Raw genomic sequence first — 21,942 nt, 5'->3', positions numbered from 1 at the left:
AGTTTCAGGCGCTTCTATCCCATTTCTCCGGGCAGGTCACGAGGGCTTTTTGCCCTCGAACAGTACCAGTCCGATGGCTCCCGCAAAAATGAACACATCGGCAAGGTTGAACACAAACGGGTTGTTGATACCGCAGCAGGACATGTTCAGGAAATCCAGAACATACCCGTACAGCACCCTGTCCACGACGTTTGCAAGCGCGCCGCCGATCAGCAACCCGCCGCACACCAGCATGAGTTTCGACGGCGTCGTGCGCATCAGCCAGATCAGCACGCCGACCGAAATCGCTAGGGAAATACCGATCAGCGCCCAGCGCGCGGCCTCGGTATTGCCCTGGAACAGACCGAAATTGATGCCCCGATTCTCGCCGTATTTGAACACGACAAGTGGCGGCAGCACGTCGATGTTGCCTTCGGCCACGCGCATGACGTGAACGACCAGGTACTTGCTGATCTGGTCGATCAGGAACGCGGCCAGCCCAGCCCAGAGCAGCAGTCGATAGCGCATCAGTGGCGGAAATGGCGCATGCCGGTGAAGACCATGGCCAGACCGGCCTCGTCCGCCGCCGCGATCACCTCGTCATCGCGCATCGAGCCGCCGGGCTGGATCACGCATGTCGCGCCGGCCTCGGCAGCCTCCATCAGACCGTCGGGGAAGGGGAAGAACGCGTCCGACGCCACGGCCGAGCCGATGGTCAGCGGCTGCGGCAGGTCCAGCGCGTCGGCCATGCGTTCGGCTTTCTTAGCGGCGATCAGGGCCGAGTCCACACGGCTCATTTGGCCTGCACCCACGCCGACGGTCGCACCGTCTTTGACATAGACGATGGCGTTGGATTTAACGTGTTTTGCAACCTTCCAAGCGAACAGCAGGTCGCGCATCTGTTCATCGGTTGGCGCTTTCTTGGTAACAACCTTCAGGTCATCCAGGCCGACGAAACCGTTATCCTTGTCCTGTACCAGCAGCCCACCGGCCACCTGACGCACGGTCTTGCCGCCTGCAGTCACATCCGGCAGGCCTTCGGTCGTCAACAAGCGCAGGTTCTTCTTGGCGGCGAAAATGGCCTTGGCCTCTTCCGATGCGCCGGGAGCGATCACAACCTCGGTAAAAATCCCTGTGATTTCCTGTGCGGTTTCGGCATCCAGCGGCTGGTTCAGCGCTACGATGCCACCAAATGCCGAGGTCCGGTCGCAGTCGAACGCAGACTTGTAGGCGTCCAGCAATGTCGTCCCCTTGGCCACGCCGCACGGATTGGCGTGTTTGATGATGGCACAGGCCGCGCCTTCGGACGGATCAAACTCGGCGACCAGTTCAAAGGCGGCATCGGTGTCGTTGATGTTGTTGTAGCTCAGTTCCTTGCCCTGATGCTGAACGGCGGTCGCGACGCCCGGGCGATTGGTGCCGTCGGTGTAAAAGGCTGCCGACTGATGGCTGTTCTCGCCATAGCGCAGAGTCTGTTTCAGCTCACCCGCGAATGCGCGTCGTTTGGGGGCCTCAAGCTCCAGCGCGCCGGCCAGCCAGTTGGACACAGCGGTGTCATAAGCAGCGGTGCGGGCATAGGCTTTTTGCGCCAGCTTACGGCGGAATTTCGGGCAGGTCGCGCCGTCGTGCTGATCCATATCGCCCAGCAGCTTCTGGTAATCCTCGACATCGACCACAACGTTGACAAAAGCGTGGTTCTTGGCCGCCGCGCGGATCATCGCCGGACCACCAATGTCTATATTCTCGACACATTCGTCATAGTCTGCGCCTTTTGCCACAGTGGCCTCAAACGGGTAGAGGTTCACCACCAGCAGGTCGATCGCGCCGATACCGTGCTCCTCCATCGCGGCCACGTGGGTGTCGTTGTCGCGCAGCGCCAGCAACCCACCATGCACCATCGGGTGCAGGGTCTTGACCCGGCCATCCATCATCTCGGGGAAGCCGGTGACCTCGCTGACGTCCTTTACGCCCAGCCCCGCATCGCGCAACGCCTTGGCCGTGCCGCCGGTCGACAGCAGCTCGACGCCGCGCTCGGCCAGCGCCTTGCCCAGCTCGGTCAGCCCGGTCTTGTCGGAAACGGAAAGCAACGCGCGGCGCACGGGGTGAAGATCGGTCATGGGTCCAAAGGTCCTTTTGGCGTCAGTCAAACTCGGGCTCGTCCCGGTGCAGATCGCGCACGGCATAGGCGGTATCCTGTGCCTTGCTCAGCGTCCACCGGACGCGTGTCGCATACTCCATTGCGCGCCCGGATAGAACGATCTGTTTTGTCGCGCGTGGCTTCAGACGGCCTTTTTCAAGGTAAACACTTGGTTCAACGGTCAATTTTCCGACGCCGTCATGGCGGAAAACCCATATCTCACCGCTTTTGAGCGCCATCGACACCGCCGCACCGCCAAGATCAATGGCTGCATCCACATCAGGATGCAAATGAAACCGGATGTCAAACCCGACCCCATTCAACCCAGAGGCGTCCAGCGCCCTGTCAAACTGACGCTTCGCCTTTTCGGTGGCGGTCAGCAAAATGTCCTCGCCGGTCAGTTCGCGCCCGTCAAACCGCAACTCGAACGTACGGGCGTGGGTCAGGCCAAACACCTTGGCATAACCGTCATGCCCCACCATGAATCGCGTGCCTTCGAACGCCTCTTCGAATTCGACCGGAACTTCCTGAGGGGCATCGACCAGTGCTTCAAACTCTGTGCCGGGCGCAGGGGCCGCCAGTCGGGCACTGGAAAACCCGTCCAGACACAGGGTCGAGTGGGACGGTGTGGCGCGACCTGCACGGCGCCATTCAGACCCGAAACTTTCACCGGAACCGCAATTCACTATCAGCGGCCGCCGCCCGGACGTCAGCTCAAACGCAAGGGTCGAGGCATGGGCATTATAGGACGCGGCCCCTTTAGGGGGCACGTTTGCATCCACGATCACGCTGGTCCGCGCTGCGTAAAGCCGCGCATAGCCCATCGCCAGCCCCGTCGCGTGCTGCGGCCTGACCCCGCTGTTGGCCAAAGCCTGATCCAGCCGCCCTTCAACCCCGCGCCCGCCGCCGTGGAACCGAGCTAAGGCGCCATCGGAATGGCGCAGACTGCGCAAGGTGGGGGCCATGCGCTTGATCGCGTTGGCCTGCGCACCGGGTGTCCCCCGGCCCAGATCACTGAGTGCGGCCGAAGTCCAGGCCAGCAAGGTAAAGACCTCCAGCAATTCCTCAGGGTTGCGCGTGGGAATTCCGCCGTGCTGATCGATCTGCTTTTCACATTCCCGCGCCAACGCCCGCAGGGCCGGGTCGGCCAACTGCTCCAACCCTTCCAGTGCCAGCCCGGCCTGAACCAGCCCGGCCAGAGCCTCAAACCGGGGCAGGCCCGGTGTGGCCGCCTGCCAGCGTTTGGACAGGAACCAGGTTTGCTGTGCCAATGAGCGGAAGAACGCGCGGCTTTGTTTCTCATCTGCGCCGCGCAGCAGGAAAATCGCGTGGTTGATCCAGCGCATCACCCGCCGTCCGGTCAGATCGGGTGCCCAGCCGGGGCCCTGCCCACGGCCATGCGCATCGATCCACCCCCAGACCCAACGCTGGGCTTTTTCTCGCGCCCGCATATCTCCGACGGCGGCCAGATCATCCAGCCAGGCAAAGCCGTGACGCTCATTGTCAAAACCGGTGCTGGGGGCCACTACATCCCATAGGCCGGTGTCCTGTGCCTCAACCAGATAGCCGGCGAACAGCAGATTTCCCGCCACCAGCTGCCGACCCCGTGCAAATGACCCAACGGTGCGAGGCTCAGGCTCACCGACAAAACCGGTAACCGCCTTGCGCCTTTGGCTGAGGCGCGCGTAGAGACGGTTTTGAAACCGTGTCCACCGGTTGGCCATGGTATCTGAGTTCGACATGACGCTCGTTACTCTGCCTCTTGCGCTCTGCTGGCGCCTGAACCAACGATAGACCGCGTTGTTCGTCAAGTCATCGAAAAGCGTCGCCTCAGGCCGATTTGTTCAGACAGGCAATATAGAAGCCGTCCATGCCGCCCCGGTCCGCCCAGTAGTCGGGCCGCAGGCGCAGGCCGCCCTCGTCTGTGATCCAGCCCTGTTCGACACCGGCAACGTTAAGAGCTACGCGGTCAATGCGCATATCCGGATACATCTTCAGCGCGTCTTCGACCTGCACCTCGCCCTCATCCGGCAGCAAGGAACAGGTACAGTAGACGAGCCGCCCGCCGGGTTTCAGCAGAGTCCAGGCATGGGCCAGCATCTGCGCCTGCAATTCGATCAGTCCGCCAAATTCTGATCCGTCCTTGGCAAAGGGCAAGTCGGGGTGACGGCGGATGGTGCCTGTGGCGGAACAGGGCGCATCCAACAGGATGGCATCATACTGACCCTGATGTTCCAGCGCATCACCCGCGATAACATCGGCTGTCAGACCAGTACGCGCAAGGTTTTCGCGCACCCGTTCAAGCCGAGATTCTGAGATATCCAGCGCCGTGACCTTGGCACCTGCAGCAGCCAGTTGCAGCGTCTTTCCACCCGGTGCGGCGCAGAGATCCAGAACGGTCTCGCCGGTCTGCGGCGCCAGAATGCGCACCGGCAAGGCCGCCGCCGCGTCCTGAACCCACCACTCACCCCGATCAAAACCGGGTAAGGCAGAGACCTGCCCGGCATCCTGCACCCGCATCGACCCCGTTGGCAGGGCCTCACCGGGTCCGGTCGCCCCCGGTTTAGGAGTGATGTCCAACGGGGCACCCGCAAAATGTGCCTGTTCCATGCCAGCAACGGCCTCGGCACCCCACCCCATGATCAGCGGATCGCGCAGCCATTCCGGCAGGCGCGGCACCCGCATTTTGGGCCATGCATCAGGCCCTTCAGCAGCGACCCTACGGAGAACCGCGTTGACCAAGCCTTTAAGGCGCCCATGCTTGCGCGAACGGCCGACGATCTCGACCATGGAATTGACCACGCCATGCGCCGCTTCGCCGTGGCACAGCTCGACCGCGCCAAGCCGCAGGGCGTTGTGCACGGTCAGGGCCGGTGTCCGGCTCAGGTGATTGTCCAGCAGCCGGTCAGCGCGCTCCAACCCGCGCAGGGTTTCCAGCGTCAGACGTTGGGCCCGCGCGCGATCTTCCGGGCCAAGCCGTTCCAGCGCACCTGCGGCCAGGCATTCGGACAACAACCGCCCTTCACCCAGAATCTGATCCAGCAGATAGATCGCGCTGCGTCGCGCCGCTGTTGCGTTGTCGGACATGGAACTGCCTTTGCTGTGACCCTCGCCCGCATTGCCAAGGGCGGACGGGGGCGTATATCAAGCCCCTGCACGGAAAGGAACCCGATGTCATGAGTGACGACCGCAAAGACCTGCCCCCCGCCGCCCGGCGCGCGCTGGCCGAGGCTGAAGAGCGCCGCCGCAAAGCCGAGGCCGAGGCAAAAGAGATTCCCAAGGAACTGGGCGGGCGCGACGGCCCAGACCCGGCCCGCTATGGCGATTGGGAGAAAAAAGGCATCGCGATCGACTTTTGATCGCCTAACCCCGCAGCGCCTGCAGGAAATCCGCAATCAAAGCACGCTGTTTTTGGGATTTTGCGCGGTCTTCGGGCCAGGTCAGCCAATACCCATCTCGCGTTTCCAAGTGTGGCAACTCAAGCTGACGCAACCGCCCCACCTGCAAATCGGCCCTGGCCAGCGGTACCGACCCCAGCGCCACACCCATCCCTTGCCGGGCCGCTGAAAGGGCGTGCTCCATCGAATCGAAGCTGATGTTTGACGGATTCAGATCGCCCTGATCCGCCTTGCGCGACCAGTCCCGCCAGCCCGGCCGTTCCCCACGCAAGTCGATCAGCGGTGCCCCCCAATCCACACCCGGCGCGGCCATCGGCACCAGCACTTCGGGCGCAATCAGTTCCGCATCCCGCCCTGGCCAGGCACCGCGCCCGTAGCGGATTTGCAGCCACGTCCGTTCTTCATCCAGAGACGACCGCCGTGCCACGGAATCGGTCATCACACGCACATTCGGTCGCAATTCCAGAAACCGGGCAATGCCGGGCACCACCAGCGCGTGAATGTTCGATGACAACCCGGCCACGCGCAATTCGCGCGGCGATTTCCCGAACAGATCCTCGGTATTGCGTTCCAGCGCCTGTAGGCTGTCCTGCACAAGCGGCAGATAGCTCTCGCCTTCAACTGTCAGCGACACCCCCCGCGCCTCGCGCACAAACAGCGTCCGGCCCAGCCAGGCCTCCAGGTTGCCGATCCGCTGACTGACCGCTGCTTGGGTCAGGCCAAATTCCCGCGCCGCCGCCGAAAAGCCGCCCAGACGCCCGGCGGCTTCGAACACGCGCAGCCAGTCCAGCGGCGGCAATCCGATCTTTTTCTTAGCCATTAGTTTTTCCAAGCCTCAGCAGCAATAAGGATTAATTGTCGTAATGCCACAAGGCGCGTATCTCCTCAACCAAAGCCCGCGCCGAACAGGAGACCCCCGATGCTGCGCAATGCCACCCATGACGCCTCGGTCGTGACTGTTGAATTCGACACCGGCACCCGGACCCGCTTTCACGCCATCTGGCTGCGCGACAATGCGCTCGACCCCGAGACCCGCGCGCCCGGAAACGGCCAGCGCCTGATCACCATCGGCGACATTCCCGCCGACATTTCGGTCAGTGCCGCCGAGGTTCTGAATGGTGATCTGAATGTCACCTTTCAACCCGAAGGCAAGACCGTCACCTTCCCCGCCGACTGGCTGGCCGAACACACCTATGACTGCGATCGCAACCGCCCCCTGGGTCAGACGGCCCCCGGCATCACCACTTGGGAACGCGGGATCGAAGCGCCCAGCGCCGATTGGAACGAGGTCCATGCCAACACCGCCGCCAAGCGCGGCTGGCTGGCTGCGGTGGCCGAATACGGCTTTGCCAAGCTGACGGGTGGCCCGACCGAGCCGGAATCGCTGCTGAAAGTGGCGGATCTGTTCGGCTATATCCGCGAGACCAACTACGGCCCCTATTTCGAGGTTCGGACCGAGGTCAATCCGACCAACCTCGCCTATACCGGCCTTGGGCTGCAGGCGCACACCGACAACCCCTATCGCGATCCGGTCCCGACCCTGCAGATCCTCTATTGTCTGGAAAACAGCGCCGAAGGTGGCGATTCCATCGTTGTCGACGGCTTCCGCGCTGCGGAAAAGTTGCGCGAACAGAACCCGGAAGGCTTTGCTCTGCTGGCAGGTTACCCTGCACGGTTTGAATACAAGGGCTCGGACGGGGTGTGCCTGCGCTCGCGCCGGCCGATGATAGAGCTGTCGCCGGATGGTGAGTTGATCGGCATCCGCTTCAACAACCGCTCGTCCGCTCCGTTTGTCGATGTGCCCTTCGACCAGATGGAGGCCTACTACGCCGCCTATCGGCAACTGGGCGACATCATCGACGATCCAGCGATGGGTGTGTCGTTCAAGCTGGAACCGGGTGAAAGCTTCATCGTCGACAACACCCGCGTGCTGCACGCGCGTCTGGGCTATTCCGGTGCCGGTTCGCGCTGGTTACAGGGATGTTACGCCGACAAGGACGGGCTGCTGTCGACCTTGGCCGCGATGGACATGGCCCAACCGGAGGCGGCAGAATGAAACCGGATTTCTCGACCCTGAACCGGAGTAACATCGTCGCCTTTATCGGTGACATCTTCGAGCGCCGCGGCGGCGAGGAATATCTGGGCGAGCCGGTCACCATGGCCGAACACATGCTGCAGGGCGCCACCATCGCCGAGCAGAACGGCCAGCCCGAGGAAATCATCATCGGCGCTCTGCTGCACGATATCGGCCATTTCACGTCCGAGTTCGGCACCTATCACCCAGACGATACTGAGGATCGCCACCACGAGGACGCGGGCGCCGAGGTACTGGAGCAGTTCTTCCCCTCGGTCATCACCGATTGCTGTCGCTATCACGTGGCGGCCAAGCGGTATCTTTGCGCCACCAAGCCCGAGTATTTCAACCGGTTGTCCACCGCCTCGGTCCATACGCTTGAGCTGCAGGGCGGACCAATGAATGCCGAGGAAGTTGCCGCCTTCGAGGCCAACCCGAACCTGAAAGAGATCATTCAGGTGCGCTATCTGGACGAGGCGGGCAAGCGCGCGGATATGGAAACGCCGGATTTTGCCCATTTCGCACCAATGGTGCAGCGCATGGTCGACAGGCATTTGGGGACGCCATGAGCGCGCCGGAATACATCTTTGAGGCCAGTACGAAACCCTCGCTGCCCTGGCACGAGGTGCCGCTGATCCGCGCCACGGACGAGTCGGTCAAGGGTTATGGCTGTCTGGTCGATGACCCCGAAGGGTTCGAGATCGAAATCACCCGCTGGCCGCAACAGGGCTGGCGGCCCATCGACAAAGGCACCGGCGACGAAGGTGGTTGGGTCGAAGGCACCTTTCGTGGCGAGTGGAAGGGCGATGTCCTTTATGGCGAGAACGAAGCGGTCAACGGCCACTACGTTCTCGGTTGGTCGACAGATCCGCAGCAGGCCCAGACCGACCGGCAAACCGCGCCGCGCGATCAGGTACTGCTGTGGCACATGAACTATCACCCGGATGGCGGGCAGATGTTCTGGCCGCTGGACAACAAGCCGTTCATCATCCCCGCCGCCCTACCCGGCGATAACCTGACGCCCGAGAAAGTGGTAGCGTTCTGGTGCGACGGCTCGCGGGGTCTCTATATCCATCCCGGCATCTGGCACGAGGGGATTTTCCCCGTCGAGGACAACCAGCGTTTTCTTGATAGGCAAGGCCGGGTGCATGCGCGGGTAAGTGCGGACATCGGCAAAGAATTCGGTGTTTACCTTGCCTGCCCGCTGCGCGCAGAGAAGATCAGGGAATCTTGATCTGAAACGCGCCAGCCTGGCTTGGCGCGTTTTCAGAATCCCTTAACGTTCACGCCAAACATCTGTGATACTCTCGATAAACGCATTAGTGCGCACGGGAGACATCACATGGGATGGAACAGACGTAGAGTGGTCCAACTTGGAACAGCAGCGACAGTCGGAACGATGCTGCCACGGCTGGCAATCGGGGCAGCCGATCAGAATGACGCGTTTGAACAGGAATTCGCCGATATTTTGAACCGTCTGAAAGCGGCCTTTGCCGAGTTTGGATTTACAGAAGCCAAGCCGCATTCAATTGCGACTGGAATTGATGACTACAATGGCGGCCTACGGCACGATTTCGATCAGGCCGCCCTGCCCTCGAATGCCTTTGTGATTCAGCCTCTGGCGAGGGTGGGCGATGTCGATGAAAAATCCCGCGCGGATGTCCTGCCCCTGTTCCACGAGGTCGGTTGCCACCCCGCCGGCGATGCCAACGGTCAGACAACAACCCGCCTGATGCTGCGCCTTCTGACCGAAGTGTTTGGCCTCGACCCGTCGCGAATCGCCTTTGTCAGCGTGCCGCAATCAGAGGAAATGCGCCCGGTCCTGGATGAGATGGGTTTGCCGTTTGCCGAAAAGGTCCTGCTGCGCGATGAGGCAGAAGCACTGGCCGCCCGCGATGCCTCGGGGTTCTTCTTTCCCGACCCATTTGGCGATGACTATATCGTGACCATGGGTGTCTATTACCGCGTCGGCGACGTGGATGAGCCTGCGCCGACAGCCTACCCTCCACCCCCAGACTGGACCGAGATCGGAGAAATCGTGATTGGCGGCGAGGCTGCGCCCCTTGGGATTTCCATCGGAGCCGAACGTCTCACCTATGCTCTGACAGGCCAGTATCCGACTTGGGATCAGCGGTTGGGAGTTTTGTTTTCGAATGCGGAACAGGAGGGCGCGGAGCCGCCCGGTCTGGCGGCGTTCCGGTGACGGGGCTTACAGCCCCAGCACATCCACCATGTCATACTGGCCGGGCGCCTTGCCCTGCCCCCACAGCGCCGCCTTCAGCGCGCCACGGGCAAAAATGGCGCGGTCAGAGGCCAGATGGCGCAGGACAATACGCTCTCCGGGCGCGGCGAACAGCACGTCATGTTCGCCGACGATGTCGCCGCCGCGAATGGCGTGGAACCCGATGTCACCCCGCTTTCGCGCGCCGGTGATGCCATCGCGGCCCCGGTCCGAGACATCCGTCAGATTGACGCCCCGCCCTTCGGCGGCGGCTTCACCGAGCATCAGGGCCGTGCCCGAAGGCGCGTCGACCTTGTGTTGGTGATGGCCTTCGATGATCTCGATGTCGAAATCCTCGTCCAGTGCAGCCGCGACCTTTTTGGTCAGTTGTACCAGCAGGTTGACGCCAAGGCTCATGTTCCCGGCCCGCACGATGACGGCGTGACGCGCAGCTGGCTCTAAAGCCGCGATCTGCTCATCCGTCATGCCGGTGGTGCCGATCACATGCACACAACGCGCCTGCGCAGCCAGCGCGGCAAATTCCAGCGTTGCCTCGGGCGCTGTGAAATCAATCACGGCCTGCGCCTGCGCGAAGGCCTCCAGCGGATCATCGGTTACGGACACGCCCAACGCCTGACCGCCCATCGCTTCGCCGACGTCCTGTCCGATCCAGTCGTGACCTGCACGCTCGACCACGCCGACCAGACGTGCGTGATCGCTGTCCGTCACGGTCTTGATCAGCATCTGCCCCATGCGGCCCGAAGCCCCTGTGATGACGATCCCCGGAATATGGGTCATTGCGCTGGTCCTTTTGTTGAAGTCGGCTCAAAGCCTCCTACCCCGTTCGCGCCCGCTTGGCAAAGCCTCGCTTTGGGCTTAGATCGGGGGAATGGCAAAGAACAAATTCCACGATGGCCCCGGCCCGTCCCAACGACAGCTACGCGTCGGCGAACTGATCCGCCGCACCCTGTCCGAAGTTCTGGCGCGCGGCGATGTCCACGACCCCGACCTGAACCGCATGTCGATCACCGTGGGTGAGGTGCGCACCTCGCCCGATCTTAAGATCGCCACCGCCTATGTGCTGCCCTTGGGCGGTAAGGGGCAGGAGGACGTGATCGAATTGCTGGCCCGCAACAAAGGTGAGCTGCGGCGCATGGTCGGCAAGAAGGTGGGCCTGAAATTCTCGCCCGATCTGCGGTTCCGTCTGGATGACACGTTTGACCGTCTCGACGACACCCGTCGCATGTTCGATCAGGACGCGGTGCGCCGCGATCTCGACGAGTGATCCGCACGCTGGCCACGCTGGGCGCGGCCCTTTGGGCGGCGCAAGCCTCTGCGGTCACCTGTGAAAAGCTGACCCATGAGGATAAGCGGTACACCATCTGCGAGGTGGATGCCGCCAACGAAGACCTGCGCCTGTTTCTGAATGATGAAAACGGCGACCTGTTGGGCCATTTTTCCTCGGTGAACGAGGCGCTTGAACCCAATGGCCTGCGACTGGCTTTTGCGATGAACGCAGGTATGTATCACGACGACCGTTCACCCGTTGGCCACTATTTGGAAGAGGGCGAAGAGGTCATGCGCGTGATTCCCAATGCCGGGCCGGGCAATTTCGGTCTGCTGCCGAACGGCGTGTTCTGCATCCGCGACGGCCGCGCAGACGTGTTCGAAACGCTGGACTACGTCGATCAGGCACCCGAGTGCCGCTTTGCCAGCCAATCCGGTCCGATGCTGGTGATCGATGGCGAGCTGCACCCACGTTTCCTGCCCGATTCGACCTCGCGCTATGTGCGCAACGGGGTCGGCACCAGCGACGATGGTTCGCGCGCCGTGTTCGCAATCTCGGAAGACTACGTCACCTTCCATGAATTCGGCAGCCTGTTCCGCGATGTTGTCGGCACCCCGAACGCGCTGTTTTTCGACGGCAATATTTCCCGCATGTACGACCGCGCCAGCAACCGCTCCGATGTCGGGTTTTCGCTGGGTCCGATCGTGGGCGTGGTGCAGGATATTCCCTGACGGCCTTCCACCCTTCATGCTAAATTGACAGCGCCCGACCGATCCGCTAGGTCGCGCGCCTCGGCAAAACTCAAGGTGCAAGATGGGACGCAAACGCAAGGGTCGTGACATTTCCGGCTGGCTGGTGGTGGACAAGCCTGCGGGCATGACCTCGACCGCCGTGGTCAACAAGGTGCGTTGGGCGATGGACGCGAAAAAGGCGGGTCATGCGGGTACGCTGGACCCCGAAGCGACCGGCGTTCTGGCCGTGGCCTTGGGCGAGGCAACCAAGACCGTTCCCTATATCACAGACGCGTTGAAAGCTTACATATTCACCGTGCGTCTGGGTCAGGCCACCAACACCGACGATGCCGAAGGCGAAGTGATTGCCGAAAGCACCGCGCGCCCCTCAGATGACGAGATCAAACAGGCGCTGAGCCCGTTTTTGGGTGAGATCATGCAGGTCCCGCCTAAGTTTTCGGCCGTGAAAATCGATGGCCAGCGCGCATACAAGCTGGCGCGCGACGGTGAGGATGTGGAACTGTCCGCGCGCGCCCTGTGGGTCGAAGAGCTGATACTGGTCGACCGCCCCGACGAAGACCACGTTGTGCTGGAAATGACCTGCGGCAAGGGCGGTTATGTCCGCTCAATCGCCCGCGATCTGGGTGAAGCGCTGGGATGCCACGGCCACGTCAAAGAACTCCGCCGCATCTGGTCCGGACCCTTCGAGGCCGAGGACGGGTTGAGCATCGAACAGATTGACGACATGGCCAAAACCACAGCGCTGGACGATTATCTGCACCCGTTGGAAACCGGCCTGTCGGACCTGCCCGAGTTGAAATGCACCCCCGAGGGCGCCACCCGCTTGCGCAACGGCAATCCGGGCATGGTGCTGGCCTCAGACGTGGAATACGGCGATGAGGCTTGGGCTTCGCTGGATGGAAAGGCCGTGGCCGTGGGCGTCTACAAATCCGGCGAATTGCACCCCAGCCGAGTATTTGTTGCCTGAACTATTTTCTTTTGCCTTTGGTTTCGTCCTGAGACAAAACCGAGGCGGCTAGAGATTTAATCTCTTTCTTAGTGGGAGTTTTCTTCCCGGAAAGTACCTTTGAGGCCAAGGACGAGACTTTGTTCCCAGACTGTTTTTTGCTCTCAGTCTTCTTCTTTTTGCCGTCAGTATTCTTTTTGGCGGGTTGCTTTTTCGGTGGCATTTCAATCTCCTATCGAATCAATACAAACACGCTGGCACAAAACGAGAACACAATCCATATGTTGTGGTATCAAATTAACGCAACGGAAAATCAAGTATGATCACCCGTTCCCATACCAAGGGCGACGCGCCCTCAACCGCCGTATATTCCGATTGCGAGAAGTATCGCTATAGTCTGACCCGTATCTGGGACCCGGAGGGTCGCAAGGCGCTGTTCGTGATGCTGAATCCGTCCACCGCGACCGAGGTGCAAAACGACCCGACAGTGGAACGCTGCGAACGACGTGCGCGGGCGCTGGGGTTTGGCGCGTTTCAGGTGACTAACATCTTTGCCTGGCGCGACACCGATCCGCGCAAAATGCGGGCCGCCACGGACCCCGTCGGTCCAGAGAATGACACAGCCATTCTGGACGGCGTTGATTGGGCCGATCAGATTATTGCTGCCTGGGGCACGCACGGCGCACATCTCGAGCGTGGCCCGGCCGTCGAAAGTTTGCTTCGCGGCACCGGACAGCCCCTGTTTCATCTGGGGTTGACCAAGGGGGGGCATCCGAAACACCCGCTCTACATTGCCTACACTCAGCAACCCGAAGCGTGGTGACAAAGGGTTAACCACAAGATCAGCTTGGCTTTGACCAACCGGTTGAACCCATGAGATATTTCATCCTCGGAGCAGTGCTTCACGGAGGGTTCCCATGTTTCTGATCGGTTTGCTGAGCCTGGCCGCCGTAGGCGGTGCAGCCTACGCGATGAGCGATGTTTTCGTTACCGAGGACGAGCCCCAGGATATCGACATCTCGGATGAAAATGTCGACGAGATATCTGAAGGGAACTTTCTGGAGATCGGCGAAAACGTCGAAGAACCCGCCGCACCCGAGCACAGTACGGAAACCGGAGAGCCGGAGCCTTCAACCGGAACCATCATTTCCGAATTCGAGGGCGATCTGGTCATTGCCGGAAGTGACACCGCCGATGACCTGACCGGTCAGGATGGCGACGATCAGATCAATGGATATGGCGGCGATGATAAAATCGACGGCGGCGAAGGCAACGACGTGCTGCACGGGGATGACGGCATGGATACGCTGTCCGGCGGGCAAGGCGACGATATTCTCCACGGCGAGGATGGCGATGACCTGCTGGCCGGGGATGAAGGCGACGATGCTCTCTATGGGCATTCCGGTGAGGATCATCTGGACGGAGGCGTGGGCGATGATGAACTCTACGGCGGTCAGGACAACGACAAGCTGACGGGCGGCGATGGGAATGACGCATTGCAAGGCGGGTTTGGCGATGACGCGCTGGACGGCGGCGCAGGCGAGGACGCGCTGTTTGGCGGCGATGGGGATGACACCCTGACGGGCGACGACGGTGAGGGTGAAAACGCGACGGATTTTCTGAACGGGGGTGCCGGGAATGATACGATCCTTGCGGACAGCGCCGACATCGTGACCGGAGGTGAAGGCGAGGATGAGATCGTCCTGTCTCCCGATGCGGATGACGAGGCCGTCACCGTGATGGATTTCCAACCGGGGCAGGACAAGCTGTTCATATCATGGGATGGTCAGGAAGACCCTGATATTCAGATTGAGACCGACATTGATAACGATGACCTGACCCATGTGCTGATCGACGGGCAGAACGTGGCCCAGTTGCTGGGGGCTGAGGGAATGACTCCGGACGATATTCAACTGATCACAGGGGCAGAACTGGCGCAGCTTAGCACCTTGGGCTGAAGAGGCAGAATCCCTTTGCCATTTCCCGAAAATCCGCATATACGCGCGCATCCGCATCGGAATCGGTGCGGTTTTCTCCATGGGCCTGTGCTGGACGACATCCCGGCCTGCGCCATTCACTCTAACCTTTCAAAGGAGACCCCGATGTCGATTACTGCCGCTGAAAAAGCACGCGTCATGAAAGAATTCGCAACCAAGGACGGCGACACTGGTTCGCCTGAAGTCCAGGTTGCAATCCTGACCTCGCGCATCACCACCCTGACCGAGCACTTCAAGACCCACAAGAAAGACAACCACGGTCGTCGCGGCCTGCTGAAGATGGTTGCCCAGCGTCGTAAGCTGCTGGACTACCTGAAGGGCAAAGAAGAAGCACGCTACCAGGACCTGATCAAAAAGCTGGGCATCCGCCGCTAAGCGCCATTTGGCGTTTTGGACGGGTTTTGAGACCCGCTTTGCAGATTTATACGCCCGCCGCTTTGGTGGGCGTTTTTTTAGCCCTCAAGAAACCCCACAATCAGATGGTCGAACGGGCACAGGCCGGCTTTTTCTACCGTTACTGAACCGACGTGCCCTAAACGGCAGGAATGGCGATAAAACTACCATTTTTACTGACTGCGGAGAAAGACGGAATTTAGCCCAAACCAACGTTGCTTCATTGTGCTGATTTGACAATTTCGGGAGGATTTGACGTCACAATGTTAATAGTGTGGTCAAGTGTATTGATCTGATAGTGTGTCAAATCGCCGGGAAATTCTGACGCCGCCCAAGTACTTCGTTCTACAAAATCTAAAAAGAACGACTTCGAAAGGATTCGAAGCCAATCACCGACGGAATCTTCTTGATCGCTATGTTGAACAAACATTTCTTCGGTCACTGAATAAGCGATAAAATCATAAAATCTCAACCTCACCGCATCGCTTTCAGGTTTGATTTCAAGGGGGTATACGTCATCAATTCCACCCGTACTTTCGGGCTGAGTACTCCGCAAAGCGACAGCAATTTCCACAACCAATTGACGTTGGTTTATCGGTTGAATCTGCTTGGTTAGCCAGTTTCCACCGTTGTTAGCCCAAACAACAATTGGATGCTCAATGGTATTCCAAAGGTCAGTCATAAATTTCTCAATCAATGCGACTACAACTTGGCCCACTCTATCTTGGATTCTCTGAGTTGAAACATGCAACGTCAGCTTTGTCCGCTAAGCCGACCTAATTCGGGTACCTGGTGAATGTCCGTATAGCATCGTCCGCGACATGCCAAATGAGCGAAAGCTTCGGTCGTGTTAGAATACCGGCAAGGGTTCAAGGCCGCATTCATCAACACAATATGAAACGCCCGCCTTCGACGGGCGTTTCGTATTTTTAACATCCTACCTACATCTTCGACCGTTCCGATTTCAGCGCCAGCCACAGGCAGTAGCACATAATCAGAACCACCAGCGTGAAGGGGATGCCGGTTGACACCGCCGCTCCTTGCAGCGCGGACAGGCCGCCACCCAACAACAGCGCAATGGCCACGAGGCCCTCGAGCGTGCACCAGAACACGCGTTGCACGACCGGCGCATCCATCTTGCCGCCTGCGGTAATCGTGTCGATCACCAGCGAGCCTGAATCTGACGAAGTGACAAAAAACACCACGATCAGGATCAGCGCGATGGGCGCCACGATGCCATAAAGCGGCAACTCTTTCAGGAAGCCGAACAGAGCACCCTCGGGGGCGTAACTCTCGATTACCGTGGCGCGAACGCCTTCTGCCCCGCCCGCGTTCAGCATATCGATGGCGGCGCCGCCAAAGGTCGACATCCACAAGGCGCAGACCGCCGTGGGCGCCAGCAGAGCGCAGATGACGAATTCACGCACCGTGCGACCCTTGGAGATGCGGGCAATGAACATGCCGACAAACGGCGACCACGCGATCCACCACGCCCAGTAAAAGGTTGTCCAGCCGTGGAAGTAACTGGTGTCTTCACGCCCGAACGGGTTTGACAATGCCGGCAGGTGCAGCACGTAATCCGTCATCACGTTGAAATACCGCGCGATGGCGGTACCGATCCCGGTTACAACGATGACAAAAATGAACAGGCCCACGGCCATGACCATGTTGATCTCACTCAGCCGTTTAACGCCCGCATCCATGCCCATCAGGACCGAACCCAGCGCAATCATGGTGATGCCAATGATCAGCAGAACAACGACCGTCGGGCTGGGTTCGATGCCGAAGACCTCATTCAACCCGGCGGCTACCTGCTGTGCGCCCAATCCCAGTGAGGTTGTCAGGCCGAACAGCGTCGCAAACACCGCCAGTGTATCGATGATATGGCCCCACCAGCCCCAGACACGCTCTCCCAAAATTGGGTAGAACGCCGATCGCAGGGTCAGAGGCAAGCCAAGGTTATAGCTGAAGATCGCAAGAGCAAGACCGACAGCGGCGTAGACCGCCCAGCCCTCAAGGCCCCAATGATGAATAGTGCCGACGATGCCGGCATATTCATTGCCCGGTACTGCGATATCAATGCCCAGCGGGACTGCGTTACCCTCTTCGGCAAAGTTGTAATAGACCGGTTCCATCACTCCAAAAAACAGCAGCCCGATGCCGATACCGGCGGCGAACATCATCGCAATCCACCCGGCATAGGAATAGTCGGGCTTGGCGTCCTTGCCGCCGATTCGCACCTTGCCCACTGGCAAAACAATCAACACAAGGCAGAACAGGGTGATCGCATCGACCGAAAGCACTAAAAACCAGTCAAATGTGCTGGTCAGCCAGGGCCTGAGCCAACCGAATAGCGCCGCTGCCCCTTCCTGATTTGCAAGTGCGATCAGAACGAACGCAAAGATAAGGATACTCGAGATCAGAAAAACCGGGTTGTGGATATCCAGGCCGAACGGCCGGACGTTATCCTGACCGAGTTCGTATTCTGTTTCGAAATCATAGATCCGTGGATCCGGATCCAACATCTTTTTCGATTGAGACATTCGACTTCCTCTGTTTGCTTTGTGCAAACGCCAAGGCATTCAGTCGGCTGACGGGCATGAGTGTTCTGTTCCCCCTTGGCGTAATCCCGTCTTTTCGACCGCGGGTGAAGTTACGACAGGCTACACTAACATCATAATTTCACAAACTTATTCAATTAACAGAATACATTTTAGAGGCAAAGTTAATGGAATTCCGATGCCCCTGCGAAAATTCATGGCAGGAAAGTGGATTTCAACTCCGGGGCAGGACTGCTCTCTTTCAATCCATCGCAATCTGATGTATGGGCGCAGCATCTGAGACGTTGTGCCCTGACCCCGGCACTCGAACGGAAGATAAAATGGGGTCGGCGGCAATGGGGCCGCCATGCAAAACGGGAGACCCGCAGGGGCGGGAGTGCTCCCTTCTAGGATACGCATATGTTTGATGTAACGAAGAAATCGATGCAGTGGGGCGAAGAGACGCTGACACTGGAAACCGGCAAGGTTGCCCGTCAGGCTGACGGCAGCGTGATTGCCACGCTGGGTGAAACCAGCGTCATGGCGAACGTGACCTTTGCACGGCAACAAAAGCCCGGTCAGGACTTTTTCCCGCTGACCGTGCACTACCAAGAGAAATACTATGCCGCCGGCAAGGTTCCGGGCGGCTTCTTCAAGCGCGAGGCGCGCCCGACCGAGAAAGAAACGCTGACCGCGCGTCTGATCGACCGTCCGATCCGCCCGCTGTTCGTTGACGGCTTCAAGAACGAAGTTCTGGTGATGTGCACCGTACTGAGCCACGATCTGGTCAATGATCCCGACATCGTTGCGATGATCGCCGCGTCGGCCGCACTGACCATTTCCGGCGCGCCGTTCATGGGCCCGATCGCCGGTGCCCGCGTTGGTTTCGAGGATGGCGAATACGTCCTGAACCCGACCGTCGACGATATGCAAGACCTGCGCCTGAACCCTGAACAGCGTCTGGATCTGGTTGTTGCCGGGACCAAAGACGCCGTGATGATGGTGGAATCGGAAGCGTACGAGCTGTCCGAGGCGGAAATGCTGGGCGCGGTGAATTTTGCGCATGAGCAGATTCAGCCGGTGATCGACCTGATCATCTCGCTGGCTGAAGAAGCCGCGAAAGAGCCGTTCGATTTCCAGGCGCCGGATTACTCGGACCTGTACGCCGCCGTTAAGGCCGCCGGTGAAGAGCAGATGCGCGCCGCCTTCGCAATCACCGACAAGCAGGAGCGTACCGCCGCTGTTGCCGCTGCACGTGAAGCGATCAAGGAAGCGCTGACCGAAGAGCAGCTGGAAGACGGCAACCTCAGTTCGGCAATGAAAAAGCTGGAAGCCGGCATTCTGCGCGGCGACGTCGTCAAAGGCGGCAAGCGGATCGACGGTCGTTCGACCACCGACATCCGTTCCATCGTTGCAGAAACCTCCATGCTGCCCCGTACACACGGTTCCGCCCTATTCACCCGTGGTGAAACACAGGCGCTGGCCGTAACCACGCTGGGCACCGGTGACGACGAACAGTTCATCGACGCCCTGCATGGCAACTTCAAATCGAACTTCCTGCTGCACTACAACTTCCCGCCCTACTCGGTTGGCGAAGTTGGCCGCGTGGGTGGCCCCGGCCGTCGCGAGATCGGCCACGGCAAGCTGGCATGGCGCGCCCTGCAGGCGGTTCTGCCTGCGGCGACCGACTTCCCCTACACGATCCGCATCGTGTCCGAGATCACCGAATCCAACGGCTCCAGCTCGATGGCGTCGGTCTGCGGCGGTTCGCTGTCGATGATGGATGCGGGTGTTCCGCTGAAAGCACCGGTTGCCGGTGTGGCCATGGGTCTGATCCTGGAAGATGACGGCGAATACGCCATCCTGTCGGACATTCTGGGTGACGAAGACCACCTGGGCGACATGGACTTCAAAGTGGCGGGTACCGAAAACGGCATCACCTCGCTGCAGATGGACATCAAGGTTGCGGGCATCACGCCCGAGATCATGGAGAAAGCCCTGGCGCAAGCCAAGGACGGCCGGATGCACATCCTGGGTGAGATGGGCAAAGCCCTGTCTGAGACCAACGAATTCTCGGTCCACGCGCCGCGCATCGAGACCATGAACATCCCCACCGACAAGATCCGTGAAGTGATCGGTTCGGGCGGTAAGGTCATCCGCGAAATCGTGGAAACCTCGGGTGCCAAGGTCGACATCAACGACGATGGCGTCATCAAGATCGCCTCGCCGGATGGTGAATCGATCAAGAAGGCCTATGAAATGATCCACTCGATCGTGGCCGAGCCGGAAGAAGGTCAGGTCTACACCGGTAAAGTGGTCAAGATCGTCGACTTCGGCGCCTTCGTGAACTTCTTTGGCAAGCGCGACGGTCTGGTGCACGTGTCCCAGATCGAAAACCGCCGCCTGAACCACCCGTCGGATGTTCTGAAGGAAGGTCAGGAAGTGAAGGTCAAGCTGCTGGGCTTTGATGATCGCGGCAAGGTGCGCCTGTCGATGAAAGTTGTCGATCAGGAAACCGGCGAAGAGATCGTTCCCGAGAAGAAAGAAAAGAAAGAGGAAGGTGCAGAGTAATCTGCCTCCTCATTGACGAACTCAGGCCCCGGCGGAACCACCGGGGCCTTTTTTGTGCTACACTGTCATCAAGGCCGGAGGGAGGGGTGGCGATGTCGGACAATGATCGGATTGAATTCCTGGCGCGGCAGTATTTACGGGCCATCGAAAATGGCGACGTGTCCGAAATGCTGAACCTGTTTGCCGAGGATGCGACGGCAACCTCGCCGATTTCAGGAAAGCAACCGGCGCGGGACTTCTATACCAATGTTATGAAGATCACGAGCGACCGGTCTACCGTTCACAAGAACACCTTTTCCGACACCTCGGGCGCGCTGCAGATGGCGGTGCATTTCGACTACACGCGCACCATCCACGACGGGCACCCCGAAACCATCGAATGCGTGGACCTGTTCGTATTGACCGATGATCAAAGCCGGTTCAAGTCGGTCCGGATCATCTACGACACGGCGCCGGTCCTTGTGGATATTGGCGAGGCCTGAGCGTCAGTGCGCCACGCCTGACGGCCCGTGCTTCATGACATGCCATTGGCCGTAGCTATCATTCAAATCCAATTTGATCGCCGCGTCCGCCTTAGTCGAAGCGCTGCCGATTTCGGCCAACGTGAACTCGATACCGCCGGGAATGTCGATCCGGACACGATGCGGGCCACCGCCATGGGGTGCCTCAATCGGGCGGCCGGTCGAAGTCAGCACATCGCCAATCGTTACGCTGGCCGAGCGCCCCTCCATGTCCATCTCGAAATCAATCGGCACATATAGAGTCTCGTGAACGTTGTCGCACATTGTTCGGAAGACGTGCCAATGGGTCGCCATTTCCTCGGTCTCTTCCCCGTGAAAGACCTTTTCCAAAGCGGCGCGTTGCGCGTCCGAGGCACTTGGGTCGATGATAACCTGCATCTCACCGCCTCCCTCAAATATCGGACCCGGCCAGGCATAGATCAAAGCAGCTTTCGTACCACTTAGATCCGTGTCGCCGAAATACCCCTTTGTTACTTCCAACACTTCAAACCCGCGGCAATGGCCATGGGTCGGCAATTCTTCGAACTGGCAGGGGCATGCATACCCGCAATTGCAGTTCCCAAAAGCATCGCCTTCAATGTACCAATCAGTAAAACCCATCGTCTTCTCCTGTTATGCACAGTCTGAAATCCCGACGTCGTTGGTCGCATGCCTGTAGATTGCTCCCCGGGGACACCCTATCACATTTCGACCGCGTTCAGAACCTGAAGCCAAAGGTGCTCTGATACCAATGAGGCCGCGGCATAAACCTTGGTTTAAAACCAACTGTTTCAACCGAAATCCAATCGCAGCAATCCGGGACCACACCCAGATCGATCGCATCGACGCAACACACGAAAGGAGATGCGAGATGGAAACCTTCAAAATGCTGACACTGACCGGCCTGATCGTAACCGCCCCGGCCCTGGCATTTGCCAATGTGGGACTAGGCGACAAACTGGGAACCAGCGAGGCTGAAATCCGCTCGGCTCTTGAGGCGCAAGGGTACCAGATCGAAGAGATCGAGTTCGAAGACGGCGAGATCGAGGTTGAACTCAGCAAGGATGGCGTGGAAACTGAACTGGTTCTGACCGAGACGGATGGCGTGGTAACCGCCATCGAAATCGAAGAGGACGACGACTGATA

Annotated in this window: 24 protein-coding genes; 14 read left to right on the top strand and 10 right to left on the bottom strand. The window is 59.6% G+C overall.

Annotation, left to right across the window (positions count from 1 at the left end; genetic code table 11):
* Positions 1–36: 36 nt before the first annotated feature.
* The 4 genes from lspA to GOX66_RS11880 all read right to left on the bottom strand — a co-directional run bounded on the left by lspA (position 37) and on the right by GOX66_RS11880 (position 5,203).
* Positions 37–507 carry a signal peptidase II gene (gene lspA / locus GOX66_RS11895; protein WP_170762871.1) on the bottom strand — a complete coding sequence of 157 codons (471 nt, stop codon included), beginning with the start codon at positions 505–507 and terminating at the stop codon, positions 37–39.
* Complete coding sequence (purH, locus tag GOX66_RS11890) at positions 507–2,096, bottom strand: bifunctional phosphoribosylaminoimidazolecarboxamide formyltransferase/IMP cyclohydrolase (RefSeq protein WP_170762869.1); 1,590 nt, start codon at positions 2,094–2,096, stop codon at positions 507–509. Before purH ends, lspA begins: the two co-directional genes overlap by 1 nt.
* Before the next feature lie 22 nt (positions 2,097–2,118).
* Complete coding sequence (locus tag GOX66_RS11885) at positions 2,119–3,858, bottom strand: heparinase II/III family protein (protein WP_170762867.1); 1,740 nt, start codon at positions 3,856–3,858, stop codon at positions 2,119–2,121.
* Between the two features lie 88 nt (positions 3,859–3,946).
* Positions 3,947–5,203, bottom strand: coding sequence for an RsmB/NOP family class I SAM-dependent RNA methyltransferase (locus GOX66_RS11880; protein ID WP_170762865.1), 1,257 nt, complete (start codon positions 5,201–5,203; stop codon positions 3,947–3,949).
* Positions 5,204–5,292: 89 nt separating this feature from the next.
* On the opposite strand from GOX66_RS11880, the gene GOX66_RS11875 reads away from it, so the two are divergent.
* Positions 5,293–5,475, top strand: coding sequence for a DUF1674 domain-containing protein (locus GOX66_RS11875; RefSeq protein ID WP_170762863.1), 183 nt, complete (start codon positions 5,293–5,295; stop codon positions 5,473–5,475).
* Between the two features lie 4 nt (positions 5,476–5,479).
* Here the strand turns inward: GOX66_RS11875 and GOX66_RS11870 are convergent, their stop codons facing one another.
* The gene (locus tag GOX66_RS11870) at positions 5,480–6,334 is read right to left on the bottom strand and encodes a LysR family transcriptional regulator (RefSeq protein WP_170762861.1); all 855 of its coding nucleotides are present in this window, start codon (positions 6,332–6,334) and stop codon (positions 5,480–5,482) included.
* A gap of 99 nt (positions 6,335–6,433) precedes the next feature.
* Between GOX66_RS11870 and tmpA the strand changes: the two genes are divergently transcribed.
* The 4 genes from tmpA to GOX66_RS11850 all read left to right on the top strand — a co-directional run bounded on the left by tmpA (position 6,434) and on the right by GOX66_RS11850 (position 9,791).
* Positions 6,434–7,570 (top strand): 2-trimethylaminoethylphosphonate dioxygenase, encoded by a 1,137-nt coding sequence (tmpA, locus tag GOX66_RS11865; protein ID WP_170762859.1) that lies wholly within the window; start codon positions 6,434–6,436, stop codon positions 7,568–7,570.
* On the top strand, positions 7,567–8,157 hold the full coding sequence (gene tmpB / locus GOX66_RS11860; RefSeq protein WP_170762857.1) for a (R)-1-hydroxy-2-trimethylaminoethylphosphonate oxygenase: 591 nt from the start codon (positions 7,567–7,569) through the stop codon (positions 8,155–8,157). Before tmpA ends, tmpB begins: the two co-directional genes overlap by 4 nt.
* Complete coding sequence (locus GOX66_RS11855; RefSeq protein ID WP_170762855.1) at positions 8,154–8,822, top strand: ureidoglycolate lyase; 669 nt, start codon at positions 8,154–8,156, stop codon at positions 8,820–8,822. Before tmpB ends, GOX66_RS11855 begins: the two co-directional genes overlap by 4 nt.
* 108 nt (positions 8,823–8,930) lie before the next feature.
* Positions 8,931–9,791, top strand: coding sequence for a hypothetical protein (locus GOX66_RS11850; protein WP_170762854.1), 861 nt, complete (start codon positions 8,931–8,933; stop codon positions 9,789–9,791).
* Between the two features lie 6 nt (positions 9,792–9,797).
* Here GOX66_RS11850 and dapB read toward each other — a convergent pair whose 3' ends face one another.
* Entirely contained in the window at positions 9,798–10,607 is an 810-nt protein-coding gene (dapB, locus tag GOX66_RS11845) for a 4-hydroxy-tetrahydrodipicolinate reductase (protein ID WP_170762852.1), read from the bottom strand.
* 91 nt (positions 10,608–10,698) lie between these two features.
* On the opposite strand from dapB, the gene rbfA reads away from it, so the two are divergent.
* The 3 genes from rbfA to truB all read left to right on the top strand — a co-directional run bounded on the left by rbfA (position 10,699) and on the right by truB (position 12,816).
* On the top strand, positions 10,699–11,094 hold the full coding sequence (gene rbfA / locus GOX66_RS11840) for a 30S ribosome-binding factor RbfA (protein WP_170562172.1): 396 nt from the start codon (positions 10,699–10,701) through the stop codon (positions 11,092–11,094).
* Complete coding sequence (locus GOX66_RS11835; protein ID WP_170762849.1) at positions 11,091–11,828, top strand: phosphodiester glycosidase family protein; 738 nt, start codon at positions 11,091–11,093, stop codon at positions 11,826–11,828. The genes rbfA and GOX66_RS11835 overlap by 4 nt, the downstream gene beginning before the upstream one ends.
* Positions 11,829–11,910: 82 nt before the next feature.
* Positions 11,911–12,816, top strand: a complete 906-nt coding sequence (truB, locus tag GOX66_RS11830; protein ID WP_170762847.1) for a tRNA pseudouridine(55) synthase TruB — start codon at positions 11,911–11,913, stop codon at positions 12,814–12,816.
* Position 12,817: 1 nt separating this feature from the next.
* Here truB and GOX66_RS11825 read toward each other — a convergent pair whose 3' ends face one another.
* Positions 12,818–13,018 carry a hypothetical protein gene (locus GOX66_RS11825; protein ID WP_170762846.1) on the bottom strand — a complete coding sequence of 67 codons (201 nt, stop codon included), beginning with the start codon at positions 13,016–13,018 and terminating at the stop codon, positions 12,818–12,820.
* 96 nt (positions 13,019–13,114) lie between these two features.
* On the opposite strand from GOX66_RS11825, the gene GOX66_RS11820 reads away from it, so the two are divergent.
* The 3 genes from GOX66_RS11820 (at position 13,115) to rpsO (ending at position 15,167) form a co-directional block, all read left to right on the top strand.
* Positions 13,115–13,618, top strand: coding sequence for a DUF1643 domain-containing protein (locus GOX66_RS11820; RefSeq protein WP_170762844.1), 504 nt, complete (start codon positions 13,115–13,117; stop codon positions 13,616–13,618).
* A gap of 94 nt (positions 13,619–13,712) precedes the next feature.
* On the top strand, positions 13,713–14,753 hold the full coding sequence (locus GOX66_RS11815; RefSeq protein WP_170762842.1) for a calcium-binding protein: 1,041 nt from the start codon (positions 13,713–13,715) through the stop codon (positions 14,751–14,753).
* A gap of 144 nt (positions 14,754–14,897) precedes the next feature.
* A complete protein-coding gene (gene rpsO, locus GOX66_RS11810; RefSeq protein WP_008757925.1) occupies positions 14,898–15,167 on the top strand; it encodes a 30S ribosomal protein S15 in 270 nt (89 codons plus the stop codon).
* 238 nt (positions 15,168–15,405) lie between these two features.
* Here rpsO and GOX66_RS11805 read toward each other — a convergent pair whose 3' ends face one another.
* Together GOX66_RS11805 and GOX66_RS11800 are read right to left on the bottom strand one after the other, a co-directional pair.
* Entirely contained in the window at positions 15,406–15,867 is a 462-nt protein-coding gene (locus tag GOX66_RS11805; RefSeq protein ID WP_170762840.1) for a hypothetical protein, read from the bottom strand.
* A gap of 259 nt (positions 15,868–16,126) precedes the next feature.
* Positions 16,127–17,728: a BCCT family transporter gene (locus tag GOX66_RS11800; protein WP_170762838.1), complete on the bottom strand. Its 1,602-nt coding sequence runs from the start codon at positions 17,726–17,728 to the stop codon at positions 16,127–16,129.
* Between the two features lie 417 nt (positions 17,729–18,145).
* On the opposite strand from GOX66_RS11800, the gene pnp reads away from it, so the two are divergent.
* Positions 18,146–20,296: a polyribonucleotide nucleotidyltransferase gene (gene pnp, locus GOX66_RS11795; protein WP_170762836.1), complete on the top strand. Its 2,151-nt coding sequence runs from the start codon at positions 18,146–18,148 to the stop codon at positions 20,294–20,296.
* 92 nt (positions 20,297–20,388) lie between these two features.
* A complete protein-coding gene (locus tag GOX66_RS11790) occupies positions 20,389–20,778 on the top strand; it encodes a nuclear transport factor 2 family protein (protein WP_170762834.1) in 390 nt (129 codons plus the stop codon).
* A gap of 3 nt (positions 20,779–20,781) precedes the next feature.
* Here the strand turns inward: GOX66_RS11790 and GOX66_RS11785 are convergent, their stop codons facing one another.
* Positions 20,782–21,417 (bottom strand): DUF1326 domain-containing protein, encoded by a 636-nt coding sequence (locus tag GOX66_RS11785; RefSeq protein ID WP_170762832.1) that lies wholly within the window; start codon positions 21,415–21,417, stop codon positions 20,782–20,784.
* Positions 21,418–21,667: 250 nt separating this feature from the next.
* Here GOX66_RS11785 and GOX66_RS11780 point away from each other — a divergent pair, with 250 nt between their 5' ends.
* On the top strand, positions 21,668–21,940 hold the full coding sequence (locus GOX66_RS11780) for a PepSY domain-containing protein (RefSeq protein WP_170762830.1): 273 nt from the start codon (positions 21,668–21,670) through the stop codon (positions 21,938–21,940).
* Positions 21,941–21,942 lie beyond the last annotated feature (2 nt).

The organism is Ruegeria lacuscaerulensis (assembly GCF_013031245.1).
Lineage (GTDB): Bacteria > Pseudomonadota > Alphaproteobacteria > Rhodobacterales > Rhodobacteraceae > Ruegeria > Ruegeria lacuscaerulensis_C.
This window is presented reverse-complemented; position numbering and strand designations above follow the sequence as displayed.

Bases quoted from the DNA above. Each gene is read 5' to 3' on its own strand.
- lspA (WP_170762871.1), bottom strand. From the start codon at position 507: ATGCGCTATCGACTGCTGCTCTGGGCTGGGCTGGCCGCGTTCCTGATC.
- purH (WP_170762869.1), bottom strand. From the start codon at position 2,096: ATGACCGATCTTCACCCCGTGCGCCGCGCGTTGCTTTCCGTTTCCGAC.
- GOX66_RS11885 (WP_170762867.1), bottom strand. From the start codon at position 3,858: ATGTCGAACTCAGATACCATGGCCAACCGGTGGACACGGTTTCAAAAC.
- GOX66_RS11880 (WP_170762865.1), bottom strand. From the start codon at position 5,203: ATGTCCGACAACGCAACAGCGGCGCGACGCAGCGCGATCTATCTGCTG.
- GOX66_RS11875 (WP_170762863.1), top strand. From the start codon at position 5,293: ATGAGTGACGACCGCAAAGACCTGCCCCCCGCCGCCCGGCGCGCGCTG.
- GOX66_RS11870 (WP_170762861.1), bottom strand. From the start codon at position 6,334: ATGGCTAAGAAAAAGATCGGATTGCCGCCGCTGGACTGGCTGCGCGTG.
- tmpA (WP_170762859.1), top strand. From the start codon at position 6,434: ATGCTGCGCAATGCCACCCATGACGCCTCGGTCGTGACTGTTGAATTC.
- tmpB (WP_170762857.1), top strand. From the start codon at position 7,567: ATGAAACCGGATTTCTCGACCCTGAACCGGAGTAACATCGTCGCCTTT.
- GOX66_RS11855 (WP_170762855.1), top strand. From the start codon at position 8,154: ATGAGCGCGCCGGAATACATCTTTGAGGCCAGTACGAAACCCTCGCTG.
- GOX66_RS11850 (WP_170762854.1), top strand. From the start codon at position 8,931: ATGGGATGGAACAGACGTAGAGTGGTCCAACTTGGAACAGCAGCGACA.
- dapB (WP_170762852.1), bottom strand. From the start codon at position 10,607: ATGACCCATATTCCGGGGATCGTCATCACAGGGGCTTCGGGCCGCATG.
- rbfA (WP_170562172.1), top strand. From the start codon at position 10,699: ATGGCAAAGAACAAATTCCACGATGGCCCCGGCCCGTCCCAACGACAG.
- truB (WP_170762847.1), top strand. From the start codon at position 11,911: ATGGGACGCAAACGCAAGGGTCGTGACATTTCCGGCTGGCTGGTGGTG.
- GOX66_RS11825 (WP_170762846.1), bottom strand. From the start codon at position 13,018: ATGCCACCGAAAAAGCAACCCGCCAAAAAGAATACTGACGGCAAAAAG.
- GOX66_RS11820 (WP_170762844.1), top strand. From the start codon at position 13,115: ATGATCACCCGTTCCCATACCAAGGGCGACGCGCCCTCAACCGCCGTA.
- GOX66_RS11815 (WP_170762842.1), top strand. From the start codon at position 13,713: ATGTTTCTGATCGGTTTGCTGAGCCTGGCCGCCGTAGGCGGTGCAGCC.
- rpsO (WP_008757925.1), top strand. From the start codon at position 14,898: ATGTCGATTACTGCCGCTGAAAAAGCACGCGTCATGAAAGAATTCGCA.
- GOX66_RS11805 (WP_170762840.1), bottom strand. From the start codon at position 15,867: ATGACTGACCTTTGGAATACCATTGAGCATCCAATTGTTGTTTGGGCT.
- GOX66_RS11800 (WP_170762838.1), bottom strand. From the start codon at position 17,728: ATGTCTCAATCGAAAAAGATGTTGGATCCGGATCCACGGATCTATGAT.
- pnp (WP_170762836.1), top strand. From the start codon at position 18,146: ATGTTTGATGTAACGAAGAAATCGATGCAGTGGGGCGAAGAGACGCTG.
- GOX66_RS11790 (WP_170762834.1), top strand. From the start codon at position 20,389: ATGTCGGACAATGATCGGATTGAATTCCTGGCGCGGCAGTATTTACGG.
- GOX66_RS11785 (WP_170762832.1), bottom strand. From the start codon at position 21,417: ATGGGTTTTACTGATTGGTACATTGAAGGCGATGCTTTTGGGAACTGC.
- GOX66_RS11780 (WP_170762830.1), top strand. From the start codon at position 21,668: ATGGAAACCTTCAAAATGCTGACACTGACCGGCCTGATCGTAACCGCC.